At 45.9% G+C, this 16,611-nt stretch carries 13 protein-coding genes; 11 read left to right on the forward strand and 2 right to left on the reverse strand.

The genetic code is table 11. The features are described 5' to 3' along the window. Positions 1-54 precede the first annotated feature (54 nt). Positions 55-999, forward strand: coding sequence for a hypothetical protein (locus HMPREF0868_RS01355; protein WP_012992914.1), 945 nt, complete (start codon positions 55-57; stop codon positions 997-999). Positions 1,000-1,236: 237 nt separating this feature from the next. After that, positions 1,237-2,523, forward strand: coding sequence for a hypothetical protein (locus HMPREF0868_RS01360; protein ID WP_012992915.1), 1,287 nt, complete (start codon positions 1,237-1,239; stop codon positions 2,521-2,523). Between the two features lie 87 nt (positions 2,524-2,610). On the opposite strand, the gene HMPREF0868_RS01365 is transcribed toward HMPREF0868_RS01360, so the two are convergent. Further along, the gene (locus HMPREF0868_RS01365) at positions 2,611-5,133 is read right to left on the reverse strand and encodes a YfhO family protein (RefSeq protein ID WP_012992916.1); all 2,523 of its coding nucleotides are present in this window, start codon (positions 5,131-5,133) and stop codon (positions 2,611-2,613) included. Between the two features lies 1 nt (position 5,134). Further along, positions 5,135-6,112, reverse strand: coding sequence for a glycosyltransferase family 2 protein (locus HMPREF0868_RS01370; RefSeq protein WP_012992917.1), 978 nt, complete (start codon positions 6,110-6,112; stop codon positions 5,135-5,137). Between the two features lie 126 nt (positions 6,113-6,238). Here HMPREF0868_RS01370 and HMPREF0868_RS01375 point away from each other — a divergent pair, with 126 nt between their 5' ends. The 9 genes from HMPREF0868_RS01375 (at position 6,239) to HMPREF0868_RS01415 (ending at position 16,610) form a co-directional block, all read left to right on the forward strand. Beyond that, positions 6,239-6,811, forward strand: coding sequence for an isochorismatase family protein (locus tag HMPREF0868_RS01375; protein WP_012992918.1), 573 nt, complete (start codon positions 6,239-6,241; stop codon positions 6,809-6,811). After that, the gene (locus HMPREF0868_RS01380) at positions 6,808-9,648 is read left to right on the forward strand and encodes an SAM-dependent methyltransferase (RefSeq protein ID WP_012992919.1); all 2,841 of its coding nucleotides are present in this window, start codon (positions 6,808-6,810) and stop codon (positions 9,646-9,648) included. Before HMPREF0868_RS01375 ends, HMPREF0868_RS01380 begins: the two co-directional genes overlap by 4 nt. A gap of 52 nt (positions 9,649-9,700) precedes the next feature. After that, on the forward strand, positions 9,701-10,309 hold the full coding sequence (locus HMPREF0868_RS07770) for a chorismate mutase (RefSeq protein ID WP_012992920.1): 609 nt from the start codon (positions 9,701-9,703) through the stop codon (positions 10,307-10,309). Further along, positions 10,288-11,022: an ABC transporter ATP-binding protein gene (locus tag HMPREF0868_RS01390; RefSeq protein WP_012992921.1), complete on the forward strand. Its 735-nt coding sequence runs from the start codon at positions 10,288-10,290 to the stop codon at positions 11,020-11,022. The genes HMPREF0868_RS07770 and HMPREF0868_RS01390 overlap by 22 nt, the downstream gene beginning before the upstream one ends. A 51-nt stretch (positions 11,023-11,073) precedes the next feature. Then, entirely contained in the window at positions 11,074-12,804 is a 1,731-nt protein-coding gene (locus tag HMPREF0868_RS01395) for a hypothetical protein (protein ID WP_012992922.1), read from the forward strand. 259 nt (positions 12,805-13,063) lie between these two features. Then, on the forward strand, positions 13,064-13,387 hold the full coding sequence (locus HMPREF0868_RS01400) for a hypothetical protein (protein WP_012992924.1): 324 nt from the start codon (positions 13,064-13,066) through the stop codon (positions 13,385-13,387). Then, on the forward strand, positions 13,374-15,410 hold the full coding sequence (locus HMPREF0868_RS01405) for a V-type ATP synthase subunit I (protein ID WP_012992925.1): 2,037 nt from the start codon (positions 13,374-13,376) through the stop codon (positions 15,408-15,410). Before HMPREF0868_RS01400 ends, HMPREF0868_RS01405 begins: the two co-directional genes overlap by 14 nt. A 91-nt stretch (positions 15,411-15,501) precedes the next feature. Next, positions 15,502-16,002 (forward strand): V-type ATP synthase subunit K, encoded by a 501-nt coding sequence (locus tag HMPREF0868_RS01410; RefSeq protein WP_012992926.1) that lies wholly within the window; start codon positions 15,502-15,504, stop codon positions 16,000-16,002. A 5-nt stretch (positions 16,003-16,007) separates the two neighbouring features. Next, positions 16,008-16,610: a V-type ATP synthase subunit E gene (locus HMPREF0868_RS01415; protein ID WP_012992927.1), complete on the forward strand. Its 603-nt coding sequence runs from the start codon at positions 16,008-16,010 to the stop codon at positions 16,608-16,610. Position 16,611: the final 1 nt, after the last annotated feature.

Below are 16,611 nucleotides of genomic sequence, written 5' to 3' on the forward strand. Positions count from 1 at the left end.
TTTAGATAGATATAATCATTTTAGTATTTACATTCTGTGGGGAAGGTAATTAAAATGTTCAGAAAATTTTTTATCATGGTTACTGCGCTTTTAATTATTACTAATCTAGCGAGCTGTTCCGGTGGCGTTGCCTCGGCGCCTGCAGAAACTACAGGTGCGACAACTGCTCAGCCCTCTAAAGCGGAAGAAAAATTGTCTGTCCCCAAAATAAACGCAGAACAGTTACGTGTTCTGCAGGCCGACCCGGAAATATTTAAATTTTCCGGGACTGCTAAAGATCAGCCGGAAATGGATTTACCAAACTATTACAAGAAGACGTTTTTCTTATTTAAATCACCCAAAGATGAGGATTATAAATTACTGACAGATAAAGATGGAAACATTATAGAGTTTGTGCCGCCCATGTTGGACATGGATCCTAATGAGCCGGTGCCGGTGGCGATGATGCAAAAGAAATATACGGAAATCATTGCTGATTTAAAAAAAGTAAAACTTTTATCTGATGAATATGTCTTGGAATTTAAAACAAAGCCAAGTGCGATGAATCATTTTTTTGCGGTTGTTGGAACAAAAAGATTGCCCGGCGGCTTGGTGCAAAATGGTGACTTGATTTATATAAGGGGCGAATTTACACGTGATAAATATGCGATTCAGTATGAGAAACAGCAAGGCTATCAGGTAAGTAAAGAGCAGCTGAGTAAGATAATTCCGCGCGAAAAGATTATTGCGAAGTTTAAAGAGAAACATTACAAACAGTGGATGGACAAATTTGAGCTGAAAACAGATTTGTATAGTGGAGGTACATACGGGGAATTTTTTTCTCCGGAAACGCCTTACTATGATCTGTCGATAGATAACTGCTTGCACTATGTCTATGATGCACTGACCGGGGAGGAAAAGGAAGATTTACCCGGTGACGGCTGCATTATTCAGGACAAGCAAGGGAACATTTATTATCCGGAAGATGAAATGACACGCAAGGCTGGGGCAGCTAACTGACAGGTTGACAGCACTGCAATCCTAATAAGTCGGAATCGTGCTCGCCTAAGTCCTGATCCGATTCCGACAAAAATTTCAGTGTGCTGCCAATTTTCTCGTATCTATATGCTGATTACACAATTTAAAAATGATTTTATTTATTATAAATGAATATATATGCATGCCGAATAATAGGTGGTAACATATAGACAAATAGACATGTTGATCGCGTATAGCATAATTTATTGAGGAGGTTCCATGAAAAAAATATTGTCAACTGCAGTAATCCTCACGACCATAATGATGTTAACTGTTTCTTGTAATGAAACAACTAAGCAAACAAATGAAAGCATGACGGCTGCAGCGAATGTGGCTGATTGCAGTGATGAAAACGGCACGAACAACCATTCTGATTCTCCAGCCTCCTCTAAAGATAATTCGTCAGCCAGAAAAAAGAAAATTGATACGGCAACCGTAAAGTTGAACAAACTGCCTTTACCGCCGGAATTGTCGGATCTGACGACACCTGACCTGCCCGGCTACCCTCATGCTGAATTATTGACAATGGACGGCGACAATTTGATCTTGGATATTGGGGCAATTTCTTTAAGTGGAATATTCGGCCGCAGCAAAGGAATTTATTCATATAATGTCAAAGATCAGAAATTGGTGACGTTGAAGGATCTTTCTGAAGAAGAAAATAGAGTCTGGGCAGCACAAACCGCGGAAGACTGCCTATATTATCTTACCGTCGGTTCAAAAGACGGGAAAATTGGGTTGTGGAGCAAACCTGAAAAAGACAAGGCAGTTTTTGTAAAGGAAATACCGAGTATAGATAATTTAAACCTGATGCCGCTGTTGATAAAACTCTCTGGTAAGGTTTACGTGATATATGGTGAGAAGAACGGAGAAAAGTATCGCATTAATTTTGCGCAAGTTGAGGCCGGACAGATAAAGCAGGTTTGCAGCTATGATTGCTGGATGTTTGATGACAATCGCGAAGTGCCGCAAAATATACCTGTTGTTGGTGCTTTACGTCCGGACGGTGGACAAAATGATTGGGTGTTCCTGAGCAATGTTGGCTCAGGCAACAAGAAATATTTAATTAAGTTTGACGGAGAAAAGCTAACGGAGGCGGAGTTGCCCTGCGCGGCCGAGATAGCCTATAATTTCGGAGATCTGAATGTCATGAAGGGTGGGTTGACCAATCGGAATGACGGATCAAATTTTGTCGACGTGACGGTCTACGATTGGGCTGAAAAAATGGTTGTGGCCGAACAAAAACACGTTCCAGAATTTTATCGGGCACAGGCGATTTCTTCTTCAGTCGGTGTTGTGCTCGGTGCAGCTAATACCAATTACGCTTTGAATTTATTTGAAATTACCGGCAATGCAATAAAAATAGGCAAGACCCTCGGAAATTTGGATGTATCGGCACGTTTCTATGCTGGGACAAACGCAATATATGCTTGGGTGCTAAGTTATGGGGAGAAGACAAGTAAAAATGAATTGTATTCTATAACTTGGTCAGCGACAGACAAGTAAAATCAAGGCAGACGGAAAAATATGTAGGAATTGTGCTAACCTTGAATTTAGCACTGCATTAACCCTGAGTTTAGGCTAGGCTTGAACTCAGGGTTTTGTCTGTTTTTTCAATCTGGCGAAACCACGGATCGAGATGCCGATATACAAAAGAGTAATCACCAGCCCTAAGCTTGAAATAATCAAACCTTCTTTAAGCCCGATGACTTTATAACTGAGTTCAATTTCGTTTGCACCCCGAGCTAGGGGCAAAACCATCAACCCACCCATGTTCTGCGGCACGAACTTTTTGCCGTTAACCGTAGCACGCCAACCTTTATCCCAAGGAACGGAAAGCAAACAAGCGGTAGCCCGATTTTGGGGAGCGTCTAGCCGGAACTTTAATCCATGTGTGCTAAAAGTAAAATCATAGCCGGCCATCTTTTTCCGTTCAGCCAGATCTAAGTGCGCCTGTTTGGTATTGAAACGGTATACTTCTTGCGGAGTTAAATGACGCAGGCGCCCGGTTATGTAGTCAGGGGCTGGGCTTTCTGCTTGCCCGGAGGTCGGCCGGGCAGCGTTGGGATGGACAGCGTCGCCGCTTTGTTTGATCAATTCGTGGAAATTTTGCGGACTGACCAAAGCTCGCAACAAAAGTCGCGGTTTTTGCTTGTTTTCAAGGGTCATGAAAGTGTCAGGACCAATGTAACTATCGTGAGCGACGGCTATAGGCAGGGCTTCGTTTTGCTGATATACGTAAGTGGAACCGTACGCGTGCTTGGCTTGCCAAATAGGTTTGAACGGCAATTTTTGCGTAGAAACAGTATATTTTACGCCCAAAAGTTTTTGAGTCCAGTAATCGTCATTGCGAGAAATCACAAAACGCGAGCTGCCGATGAATTTATAAAAGCGTGGGATTGATCCGTTGACTGTACTGATAAATGAGCTAACAGATGGCAGATAGGCGACTAATGTATTGTTGGAGCGATCATCAAAGCTTTTTACGCGGTATCCATTTAATTCATGCGAATATTTATTGCTAAATTCTATCAAGTCAAGTCCGGCGGTAACAGTAGAATGATGTGCTTCACGCGGTAAGGTTCGCAAGCTGAAATTTTGAGTCATACTTATATGCCAAACATGGGTTACGATTATTGCCAAGGTCATACCGACCGCTAAACACCGCTTGAATCCGGCACTGACAGGATTTTCGAGTAATAAATCGGGGCGACGGCGTAACTCACGCATGGTATAAAATTTCCCGGCGCGCAGTGGATATAGCAACAATCCACCGCTGAGTAATGCTGAAACCAAAGTTATGAGCGCATAGATCAGAAATGGCTCGGCCCGTGTTATTTGCCCGAATTGAGTTGAATAATTGTGGGCAAAAAGGTAGTGTGTCAGCATCGCGACGATGACCAACAAATTAAATATTGCTGCATTAATTTTAAGTTGAAAGCTGATCTTTTCTGCTGAAGTAAGAACCATTCCTGCAGCTAGACAGAACATTAGATTGAGCATATAGAACCAGCGTGCATAATAAGCCGGATTCATGGCGTAAAAAAAGGCGTTAAATATAGGCACGGCGGCGAAAATAAGAAGTACCGCCAAAAGCATTTTTAGCCAAAACCAAGCCTTCTTTTTATGGAAGAAAAAGATTATAAGCGGCAGACATCCGAGAAACGGAAGATAAGCTGACATCGAAGTGTAGCCGGAAAAATATGATGTTATTTCGCCGGCCATCATATCAGCCGGGAAAAATATCGCTTTCAGCAGATTAATATAGATGTCAAACCCGAAGGTGAAGGCCGATCTGAAATTGAACATGTAGTCTAAACGTGGGTTAGTTAAGGTCCAGATGGCAGCCGGTAAGAGCATGAAGGCACTGAGCATGCCGCCTAAAATACCTTCAAAAAGGCAACGTGGTAGGGCGCGTAAGGCACTGCGCAGATCAACGGACACAAAGCGACAAATAAAATAAATAATCAAGAAGACAAATTCCCCTACGAAGAAAAAATAGTTCAGCACAGCGGAAAAAGCTACCATGATTAATAAAAGGCCTCGCCGTCCCTCGGTTACCGCTTTTTCCAAAGCAAGCAGCAAAAGCGGAAAAAATGCCACCACATCGTGGAAATGATTGAACATAAGGTTGATGACCTGAAATCCGGAAAAGGCGTATGCCATGGCAACAATGCTTGCAATGCCGGAGTCCTTGATAAATCTACGTAAATATAAGTAGGCGCACAGGGCGGCAACTACATATTTAAGCATCAATAAATAGGGCATCAGGTAGGGGAAAAGTGCAGCTGGAAATGGTAGGGTGAGCCAAAAGAATGGACTGCCCAGATTGTAGAAAGCAAACATACCGATGAAACTGCCACCTAAATCGACCTGCCAATTCCAAAAAACATCGCCGCGTTTAATCGCTGTATTGGCGAGCATATTAAAAGATGTCTGTTGCTCGTTAAAGTCGGCCACCAAGGTGAAAATACCGCCGTTTTTCAGGGTGAACGGTAGGAAAATTACCGCGGCGGTCAGTGCTGCCCAGAATAACAGCTTGAGCAAGGCGCGGCGTTCGGCTGCTCTTTGATTAGGATCTAAGGGAAGGTTGGATAGTGACGGCATATCAGGCATATCAGATTACCTTTGAAGCATCTTCGCTCGGGTGTGACAAAAAGTCACTGATAAAATAGCGCGGCCGTTTTTTTACTTCCACGTACAGGCGACCTACATATTCCCCAAGCATGCCTAGGGCGGTGAGCAATAAGCCGGTGCAAAACGCGATGAAAAGACCGAGCCAAACGAACGGGTTGACCTGCCTGCCGCAGCAATGGCAGATCAGACTTACCAACAGTCCGACGATGCTGCCGCCTAAACCGACCGCTCCGACCGGCAGAATCCAACTAAGAAGTTTGTCGCTAAAATCTAGTAGACCGTTTTTGGCCAAGCGCAACATGGCACGCAAAGGGTATTTACTTTCGCCTGCCATGCGGGAATGACGTTCATAGTATACTATAGTTGACTTAAAGCCGATCAGCGGTATCAGGCCGCGCAAATAGAGAAAACGTTCAGGATACTCGGCCAAAGCGTTGATGACCCGACGGCTTAGCAGACGACAGTCAGCGTGGTTATCGATAATTTCAGCACCCAGACGCTGCTGCAAATGATAAAAAGCCAAGGCCGTGTGACGTTTGAAGAAACTGTCGGTTTCGCGTGAGCAGCGAACTCCGTACACAACTTCATAGCCTTGAATAAACCTGTCGATCATTTCGGCGATTACTTTCGGGTCATCTTGCAAGTCTACGTCCATTGAAATTACGGCATCGGCAAAACGGGCAGCCGTCATCAATCCCGCGTGCAGGGCATTTTGGTGACCACGATTACGGCTCAATGAAACAGCTTCGACTAGCGTGTTTTGGTTGTACAAATCGTTCAAAACATCCCAAGTGTGGTCCTTGGAGCCGTCATTGATGAATAAAATGCGACTGGTGGCGGAAATTTTGCCGGAATCGATTAGGTTTTGCATTATCTTGAGCAGAATCGGTGTGGAAATTGGTAAAACTTCTTCTTCATTAAAGCAAGGAATTGCCAAATATATACAAGGTGTAAGCATGTAAGGCTCCCAAAAAATATAAAAAATATAGTGAGAATATATTAGGCCAAAATTTTGCGACTGGCAAGTTTAGCCGCAATTGTGGTAACATGAATTGAAGGAAAATATGCATTTATGGAGGTTAACATGGCGGCATTAAATGATTTTTCAACGTTTGATTTATATAGTGATGATTCGTTAATTTTTATTATAGATGAGCAGGAAAAACTGGTTCCGGCGTTGCTCAACGGTCAGGCGGCAGTCGAGCGAACAGCTTTACTTTTGCAGGCGGCGGCCGAATTACAAATTCCGGTAATTAAAACGGAACAATATCCCAAGGGCCTAGGCGAAACGGTCGAGCCGATCAAAAGTCTGTGTGCAAAGGTTGATACTGCCTGTTATGAGAAACTGGATTTTAATGCGATCAGCAATGAGATCCGCACCAAGTTGCGGCTGAGTGGTCGCCAAAGGATCTTGATTACCGGTGGCGAGGCTCATATTTGCGTTTTACAAACAGTGCGTGCGTTGCTCAAGCAAGGGTATTTCGTTTTTGTGGCGGCGGATGCCATCGCTTCACGTCACCAGTTCGATTATGACATTGCTTTAAAGCAGATGAGAGATATGGGAGCTGTAATAACTACTACTGAAACCGTCATTTATGATTGGCTCAAACAGGCAGGTACCCCAGCCTTTAAGCATCTGGTTAAATTAATCAAATGAGAAGTGGAGGACAAGCTGCCAAACCTGCCGGGGCCGCCGGGGCCGTCGGGGCTGCCAAAGCCGCCGGGGCTGCCGGGGGGGATGATTTTGCCGCGCCGGCTGATATGTCCGGTGTTTTCGGCGTTTCCAGGGTACCGGAAAGCCGTGACGCAAGTAAACTCCCGCGTTCGGCTGACCTTGGCCGAGTCGATTTGCTTAACGGTGCAAATAAACTTGGTTTTACAAACAATAAGGCGGCGGTTTCACAAGGGGCGCAAGGACTGCGAGATGCGCAAGCGGGGCAGGACGGTAAAGGTGGTAAATGGTCACAAAGTGAGATAACGGTGCAGGCGGATAATGCCGTTCGCCCTTTACGCTTAAATACAAACGGACCTTTAGTGCGGGTGGGGGCTATACCATGGCAGATTGCTGTCGACCGAGCCGAGTGGGTTGTCAGCCGTTTGCGTCGCGCCGGCTTACCTTTTCATTTGACTCAGGTGCCGGTGTCAGGTTTCGATCGGCACAGCATAATCAACAAAGAAGATTACTACGCTTCGCCTGCGCAAGTGGAGAAAGTATTTGACGCCCTACTGAATCGGCAGATAGAAATCGGCGTTATTGCTTTGCCGGAACTGCCGCAAAAACTGCCGGCAGGAATCCGTGTGGCGGCGATCAGTGAAGTGGTAGCGGCCGAATACGCCCTCGTTTCGCTGTCTGATCACCCGGCCGGAGAACACGATTTCATCGGTGTATATAGTTTTTCCCTGGCGCGGCAGTTACGCAGCGAAAAACTTGGCGCACATTACGAACAAAGACCGTATAATTTTGAACAAGCCTTAACGTGCTTACATGAAGGCGTTTGGGGTGCTTGCGCGATCCCGCTTGCCGACCTGATATTTGATGGCTGTTCCTCTGAATATTCCGTAGAAGTGTTGTCTAAACAGCGGGTCGTACCACCGGCCGGGCAAGGAGCGGTGGCGGTTTTGGTCAGCGACTGTGAAGACGAATTGGCGGCTGCTGTTTTTTCGTTTCTCCATAATGTCGAAACGGAAAAAATTTATCGTCTGGAAATTGAAATAGCTAACCTAGTGTCAGACCGCAAAGAACGCGCTGGAAGTTGCATTTGGTCGGAAAACAATACGTACTTTATGTCACTTTACAATCCGCGGCTGGAACGGCCGTTTCAACGCTGGCTTTGCAAGCCGATCAGTGAGCCGGGAAAACGAATTAATAAGCAGCTGTGCTACAGTATTTTGCACGGTGTTACCGGCAATGTCCATTTGATTGGGATCGGTTCAGGGGCGCCAAAACAGTTAACCATAGAAGCAGAATATCTGTTGCGGCGAACGGACTTGGTTATTTGCCGTTCCCCCCAGGCAGAACAGCTGTTTTATTTGTTGCCGGTAAAAGCGAGCATTTTGGATATTGATTCTGACGCAAGACTGGAACAAATGGATTTTTTGCTGGAGCAAATAATTGATGCTTGGCGCAAAGGTTTGAAAATCGCCGTGCTTATCCGGGGGGATGGCTATCTGCTTTCCTGTGGCGGAGTTTTGGCTAAAAGCCTGATTGAGCGGCGTGTACCTTTTCAACTTACGCCGGGAATTTCAATCAGCATAAGCGGCCCGTCTTTGGCCGGAGTACCGCTTATCTTCCCCGGGAGGTCGCCGCACGCGCATTTGTACGATGGTAGTGATCCAATGTTGTCGACTTACCGTTTTGATATGACGGCCGGGCGACAGGGAACTTTGCTTTTTTATATCGTTCCATCACAAGGCAGATATATTGCATCTTTATTAATGCGTCAGGGCTTTTCCGCGCATACGGCAGTGATGTTTTTGGCAAGGCCGGGGCATCCTGAGCAAGGCTGTGTCGTCTCAACTTTGGCAATGCTGGAACATGCTTTATCCGTCCCCGCAAATGAGCAGCCCGGCTTGTTGATTGTCGGTGAAATTGTTCGCTCGCACGAGGTTATGGATCGCACCGACAGCGGTTACAAACCTTTGCTTGGTAAAAGTGTGCTTATCCCGAGCATAGACAACAGCGATGAACGTGAATTCGCGTGGCAAAGGGAATGGGAAGAACAGGGGGCGCATATTATTAAACTGCGGTTGAGTGCCGTGTTGGTGGACGAGGATAACAAAGCTGTACTTCGCGATCTGTTCGACCAAATTTTGCGTGGCGACCTGTGTTTGCCGAGTGTAATAAAAGTCCCGGCGACTAAGCATAAGGAACGGTTGTTTGAACGTGACCGACATAAAAACGAGCCTGAACAGCTGAACATCACCCCGGTGTGGCTGGCCTTTTTAAGCTCCGATGCAGTTACAACTTTTTTTGACGAGTACCTAGCATCCGGACACGATATGCGCCAACTCAGCGGTTGCGCTTTTGCCGCGCCTAACGATGAAGTGTATCGTACTTTGAGTGAGGTCGGAATACAGGCGGATTATACGGCGCCCGGTCAGACGGCCGAAGACTTGGCCGGCGATATGCAACGTTTCCTTACCTCGCAAGATCAGATTCTAGTTTTCCGGGGGGCGGAAGACAGCGAAATGATGGAAATAATGCTGAATATGGCTAAATTTCGCGTGCGAGGCGTGGCGATATATCATCGGCAGAACAGTTTGCCGCCGGCCGACCGTTTGTTACGGTTGTTTGATGAAGCGGAATACATAGCTTTTGCGACTGTGGCGGTGGTTAATCCGTTCGCCTATGCCATGGCGGCGGCTAAATTGGGGCATGACGCACTGCGTAATCGACCGATCAGACTTTTGGCGGCCGATGCCGACGTACAAGAAGCTTTGCTGGATCGCGGCTTTCAGGTGCATGGCAGTTTCGGCTATTTGGCTGATTTGTGAGCCGTAGGACAGTAAAACCAAGTCTGACATGCGGAGAGGTGAGAAGGTAAAAATGCGAAACGAACTTGATACGAGCGACATGGAGAAGCAGCCTGATTTGCCGGAAATGCCCGGGCTGCCTTTTTGGCGCAAACAGCTGGACGAGATTGATCTATCTTTGCGTGAACTTTTGGCCCAACGCAGAGCCATCACCTCAAATATAGGTCGCTATAAAGCCGCCCGCGGGCTAAAAGTTTATGATCCTGAGCGCGAAAAAATCATCCTTGACACATTGCAAGCTGCTGATCCGCTTATAGCTAAATTATGGCCATATTTACTTACCTTTTCACGAGCAGGACAATATGATATAATAGAAAAAATTAATACAATAAATAGAGATTCTTCGGCCTGTAGCGAAGCGAATTTTTGTGGTGAATATCAGATTTGTTTCTATACATGCAACTGTAGGCAAACTCTCACAAAAATTCTTGAATGGATGCATGTTCTCGGTTTGATGCCGACTGAGTTGAAGGTTGAACGAAAAAACCAAATGCCGCCGGATGCGGCCAAAATTACGTTTAACCTGCATAGCGTCGCACAAAAAAGCGGCGTTCAAGTGTTTCAGCGAGTAATGCACGAAGAATTATCAAGGGAGGTACTATGCTTAATATTCAAGCGGTGACGAAAAGTTACGACGGTAAAAGCAAAGCGGTGAACCAATTATCTTTAAAAGTAGCACCCGGCGAAATTTGCGGACTTTTGGGGCCGAACGGTGCCGGAAAAACTACAACTTTAAAGATGGTCACCGGAATTTTGGAACCGACGGAAGGCATGATAACTATCAATAATCATGATATCCAGGCCGATCCGGTAGCGGCCAAAATGTCCTTTGCCTTCGTTCCGGACGATCCCAACGTTTTTGTGCGATTTAAAGGTATTGAATATTTAAAGTTCATTGGCGATATATATCGGGTCCCGGTCGAAACAAGGATCAAGCGAGTTGAAGAACTGGCGGAAAAGTTCGAAATGTCTGATGCTCTGGGCGATAAAATCCAGAGCTATTCCCATGGTATGCGTCAAAAAATAGTGCTGATTGGGGCTTTGCTGCACAATCCGCCCCTCTGGATCCTCGACGAACCCATGACCGGACTTGATCCGAAGTCAGCTTTTATTTTAAAAAATATGATGCGCGAACATGCGAATCAGGGCAATGCGGTTCTGTTTTCCACCCATGTGTTGGAAGTTGCTGAAAAGGTATGTGACACTATCGCGATCATAGATAAAGGCGAATTGAAGTTTTATGGAACCATAGCGGCCATGCGTGAGCATTTTAAAGCGAATACTTCACTTGAATCAATGTTTCTCGAGCTTACCGAAGGTGAGTTGAACACGTAACCGTGATCGAACGAGACGAAATGCTTATGAGATGCTTAAAAGGAGCTGTATATGCGTAATATATATTTAATGATGCGAATGATGCTGCAAGGCACGCAAATGTCGAGTGCGTTCGGTGGCATAGGCAGCGCACGCCGCAAAAGGTTCGCCGGAGTCGCGGCCGGAAAACAGCGGAAACTTTTGAAACAAATAGGGATTGTTGTGGCACTGCTTATATACTCAATCTTGATTTTCGGAAGTGTTGGAAAGTCACAGGCAGTCCTGTTTAACGAAGGAAAGCTTGCGTTCGGCGAGGCAATTATAAATTTGGCATTCATGCCGTTAGTTTTAAGTATAGTAATGGCGTTCATGCTGATCCTGAACATAATGTATTTCAGCAACGATTTGGAGCTTTTTTTGGTCATGCCGGTTAAACCTGGCGAGATTGTGGGAGCTCGTTTGGCGGTTTCACAGTTTAGCGAAGCTATGATTTCGTTGGTCATTTTTTTGCCGGCTTCACTTATCTTTTGCTATTTCAGCCATCAAAGCATTGGCCGATATGTGGAAGCTGTTATATCGGCGTTTTTACTGACCACCGTGCCAGTTGCCGTATTCTCGATTATAATAATCATAATTATGCGGATGCTTTGCTTTATCAAAAATCGTGAACGCTTACAAATGATTGTAAATATCATTTTTCTGATCGGAATAATTGTGGTAGCCAGTTTGAGTGGTATGTATAATTCCGATGCTTCCACTAATTCAGCTACAATGTCAACGTTGCACGGTTTAATTGCTAAAATACCGGGGCTGAATTTCTGGGCTAAAGCTATTGCAACAGACAATATTACGGTTAAACTCATTAACTGGGCTTTGTATATCGCGGTTACGATTGTCTTGAATTTTATTGCATATGAATGCGGAAACTTATTCTATTTCCGCGGTGCGCTTGGTGGAGCTGCCGTGTCCGCAAGGCGGATGAAACTTAGCCGAGGCAAATTGCAGCGTTCCTTGAGAGATACCACTCTTCTTAAAGCTTTAATTCTGCGTGACCAGCGGATGATAATGCGTTCGCCTACGTTTATCCTTTCCTATGTGTTGATGAATTTTTATGTTCCTATACTGTTTTACGCTATAGCGGCTATTGCTCTATTTAAATCGGGTGAAAGTATAATTAACATAAGGGCTGATGTTGTTACATTCTTCAGTTCTTCGGCCGGACAGGGGTGGCTTTTACCAACCGCTGTAGGGGCTACCGGAATTATCGGATTTTTTATGGGCGGTGTTAGTGGTCTGGCGGTAAGCTCGTTTTCGCGTGAGGGCAAAGGCGCTTATATGATCAACGCTTGGCCGGTGGACTTTAAAACTGTAGTGATGGCTAAGCTCAGTTTGTCCCAGATTTATTCGTCGATCGCTTGGATTTTATTCCTGATTATTCCGGGCTGCATATTAACTCTGCCTTGGCACATTGTTGTGATCGGCTTCATTAGCGGGAGCATGGGTTCTTTGGGTAGCAATATGTTGGGTTTAACAATAGATTTGTTCAGGCCGCGGTTGAATTGGGAGAGCGAGATTCAGGTGACTAAAAATAATCTTAATAGCTTGCTTGAAATGTTTATTTCATTTAGCGGTGCCGCTATTATCGGGGTAGTTCTCTATTTTACGACGTTCAAGTATAGAATGGGTGAATTCCCGGCAATGCTCGTCCTGATTGCCTTAGAACTGATTTTTTTGGGTGCGATAGGCCTTTTCTTAAAGAAAGCTACGTCGGCCGGCCGGCGAAATTTGGCAGATAGTATTTGATGTTACGGTAAAAATAAGAAGGCTTGAGGGCCGGCAAAGAAAGAAAAAGCAATTTAAATATAATAACTTTAATCAGAAAAGAGAACGAAAAAACTCGGCCTGAACCTTGTCATTGGCAAAAGTCAGCCGAGTTTAATTTTATCCTGTTAATCAGCTAAAGCTGAAAATAACAAAATTATGCATAAATTTTGTCTGAATATCTTCGTTGGTTTTGTTATAATAGACATGCTATTACATTTGCAAGTTAGGAGGAGCCGGTGTGAATAAAGAAATTTTTGCCGCCTTGCAGGCCATTGAAGACGAAGCGGAACAGCTTGTTGAGCAGGCTCGCCACGAAGTAGACACGATCAAGACTGATACAGAATCGGCTAAACGGAAACTGAAGGAAGCCGCGGAACTTAAGATCGCAGCTTTAAGGCAAGAAACTGAAAAAACTATCGCCGTGATGCGTACGGAATGGCGGAAACGCGCCGCACAAGACTTGACTGAGGCAGAAAAAGCACTGACTGAACAGGCCGAACAGCATTATGCGGCCGCGGTTGATATAGTGGTTAAGGAGTGTTTGACTCATGGGCATCGTTAAGATGAAACGACTCACTTTGGTGGGCCCGTTAAGCACCAAACCAGCTGTTTTAAACACGTTGAGCAAGCTTGGCGCGGTAGATATTCGTGACAATGCCGAAAAAGCGGAAGTTTGGCAGGCCAAAGTCGGCCGGGAAAACGCGCATTATCGAAAAATGCTGGAAGATAAGCAACTGCTGGACAGCGTCATACCTATAGCTGATAAATTGGCGGCGCAGAAGAAACCGATGTTTGCCGCAAAGCGATCCGTTTCGATTCAACAATTCATGCGGTATGACAGCGGCGAGCTTCGTACGAAAGTTTTGAGTGCAGCCAGAGAATTGCAGGGCAACCGGCAAAAATATGAAGAAGCTCTAGCTGAAAAAGCACAAGCAAGCCTGCAACGTGATATTCTGTTGCCTTGGCAGGAAGCTTTGGGCGACAGTGAGGTCGACGATACACGGCGCATTCGCACTTGGCTCGGTCATGTGAGCAATATGATTCAGTATGAAAACTTGGTCAAGGCGTTGGCTGAGGTGAATCCTACTGCCGTAGTTAAAGTCTTACTTAACAAAGATGTTAAGTCGGTCGCGTATCTTGTTTTGGCGGCTCCGGCGGTTGACGGTGAGCTAGCGTTCGTTCAGGCACAGCAATACGGATTTCAACCTTTGCGCCAAAAGGCTGCCAAGTTGTCGCCACAAGAAGAACTGGGACATTGTGAGCGCAAGTTGCGTGAATTGGACGAGGAATTAGCCATCTTACAGGAAGAAGGTCGCCGCTTAAGCTCGGAAAAAGCCTGCTTTGAAGAACTGAGCGATTATTTTGCCGTCCAGATCGAAAAAGTTAAAGCAGATGAACATATCTTGAGCTCAGAACGACTGTTTGTAATTCAGGGCTACATTCCTGAACATCTGGCCAAGGGAACGAAGAAAGGTTTGGAAGAAACCTACTGCGTTTCTGTTATGCTGGAAGATGTTACCAAGTCGGATGAATATCCTATCTTGCTCAGTAACGGTAAGTTCAGCAGCCCCTATGAAGCTGTTATCGACATGTTCAGCTTACCTAACGCATCCGAGGTTGATCCAACACCTACGGTTGCACCGTTCTACTGCATTTTCTTTGGTATGATGTTCAGCGATGTCGCTTACGGGATTATTTTTTGCTTGATTACGGCATTGTTGGTATACAAATTCAAGGTACAGGGCGGTTTGCGCAAAATGTGCCAGATGTTCTTTCAGTGCGGCCTGTCGTCGATTGTCTGGGGCGTGTTATTCGGCGGTTTCTTCGGCAACCTGATCGACGCATTTTCCGGTGCGAGCGTTAAATTCCCCGCGCTCTGGTTTAATCCTATGGATGACCCGATGAAGATGATGATCTGGTCGGTGATTTTCGGTGTCCTCCATATATTTGTTGGCATGGGTGTAAAAGTGAAGATATTGGCGGCGACCGGCAAACTTAAAGAGGCACTGCTTGATGTTGTCCCCTGGTACTTGATTATCGGCGGCTTAGGCGTTTTCGCCTACGGAGTTGCCGGCGGAGCCCCTGTGTTAAAAACAGTCGGCTTATATGTACTGATCGTAGGTGCGGCCGTTGTCCTGCTCTTCGCCGGACGTTCGACGCGCAACCCGATTTTGCGTATATTGAAAGGCGTTGGAGCGTTATATGATATAACTTCTTACTTCAGCGACATTATGTCTTATACTCGGATTCTGGCCTTGTGCCTTTCCACCTCAGTTATAGCTATGGTGGTTAACTTGCTGGCTCTGCTGCCCGGAAAAAATGTGCTGGGACTGATTTTCTTTGTGGTAATTGCCGTTTTGGGTCACACCTTAAACTTTGCTCTTTCAGCACTGAGTGCTTATGTTCACACTACACGGTTGCATTACGTTGAATTTTTCGGCAAGTTCTATGAAGGCGGTGGTCGGGCGTTCGATCCTTTGGCCTACCGTACCAAGTACGTGCAGATTGACCGCGCGGAGGCTGAGCCAAAGCCGATCAAAGAAAGCTTAAAACATCGTTTCGCTCGTTTTATCACGGCGGAATAGGAACAAATTTATTATTTAAACCGTAACCCACGGGAGAATAAATCTCAAAGGGATAATAAGATAATTTTAGTTCGACAAGGAGGACTTTAAAGTGACATTCGCAGATTATATCTCACAGGTATTCACCGGCCCCAGCATTGCTCTGATGGCCACAACGCTGACTGCAGCCGTTTCGGGTTGGGGTTCTGCCAAGGGGGTAGGTGCAGTCGGTACTGTGGTTGCCGGTTCACTGACAGAAGATCCGAGCAAGTTCGGTAAGCTGCTTATTTTACAGGCGTTGCCGGGCACCCAAGGTATTTATGGACTGATTACGTGGTTCGTGTTTATGATTATGAGCGGATTTATGAGCGGCGCACCGAAAGATTTGACTTTTGCTCAAGGCTGGATGATCGCGGCTGCTTGTATGCCGATGATGATTGTCGGTTTCTTCTCTGCCGTACACCAAGGCCGCGTGGCTGCCGCCGGTTGTTCATTAGTCGGCAAACGTCCGGAAGAACAATCTAAAGCTATAGTTCTGGCAGCTATGGTTGAAACATACGCTATCTTTGCGCTGTTGGTATCTGTTTTGACTATCATCTTTGTTGTGAGGTAAAAATAGTGGAAGGTTTAGAGAGGATCCATCAGCAGATCTGTCAAGAGGCTGAAACTGAGGCTGCTGCTATCCGCGAGGCTGCCTTACAAAGCCAAGCGGCCGCCCTGCGTGAGGCTCAGGCTCAAGCGGATGAACTCTACGAAAACGCTTTAGCGGAGAGCCGCGCCAAACAGCAACGAGCCGAATCACAGCTGCGCGCTGAATTGAATATGACAGAACGGCGGACTTTGCTTGGCACCAAGCAGATGTGGATACATAAGGTTTTTGCAGCTGCATTAAAGCAATTGGCTGCACGGGAAGAATCCGTCAAAATCGCAGATTATTTGACTATGCTTGAAAATCCGGATTTCCTGAGCGAGTGCCGCGCGAATGCGAACGTTGTTCCGGTTATCGAGCTAGCGGCGAACGATGCGGCATTGCTTCCAGCCTTGCGGGCCGAGCTGCCTTTCAAGGCGGAGATCAAAGCTGATCGTAAAGATTTTACTGCCGGCCTTACTGTTACGGTGGGTCAAGTACATTTTAATTACACTTATGAGGAAGATATGCGCCGGCGCGAGGCCGAGTTTATCGGAACAGTCGGAGCGAAGCTCTTTCCCGGAAAGGATTGAA

This window comes from Mageeibacillus indolicus UPII9-5, assembly GCF_000025225.2.
In the GTDB taxonomy this organism is placed as follows: domain Bacteria; phylum Bacillota; class Clostridia; order Saccharofermentanales; family Fastidiosipilaceae; genus Mageeibacillus; species Mageeibacillus indolicus.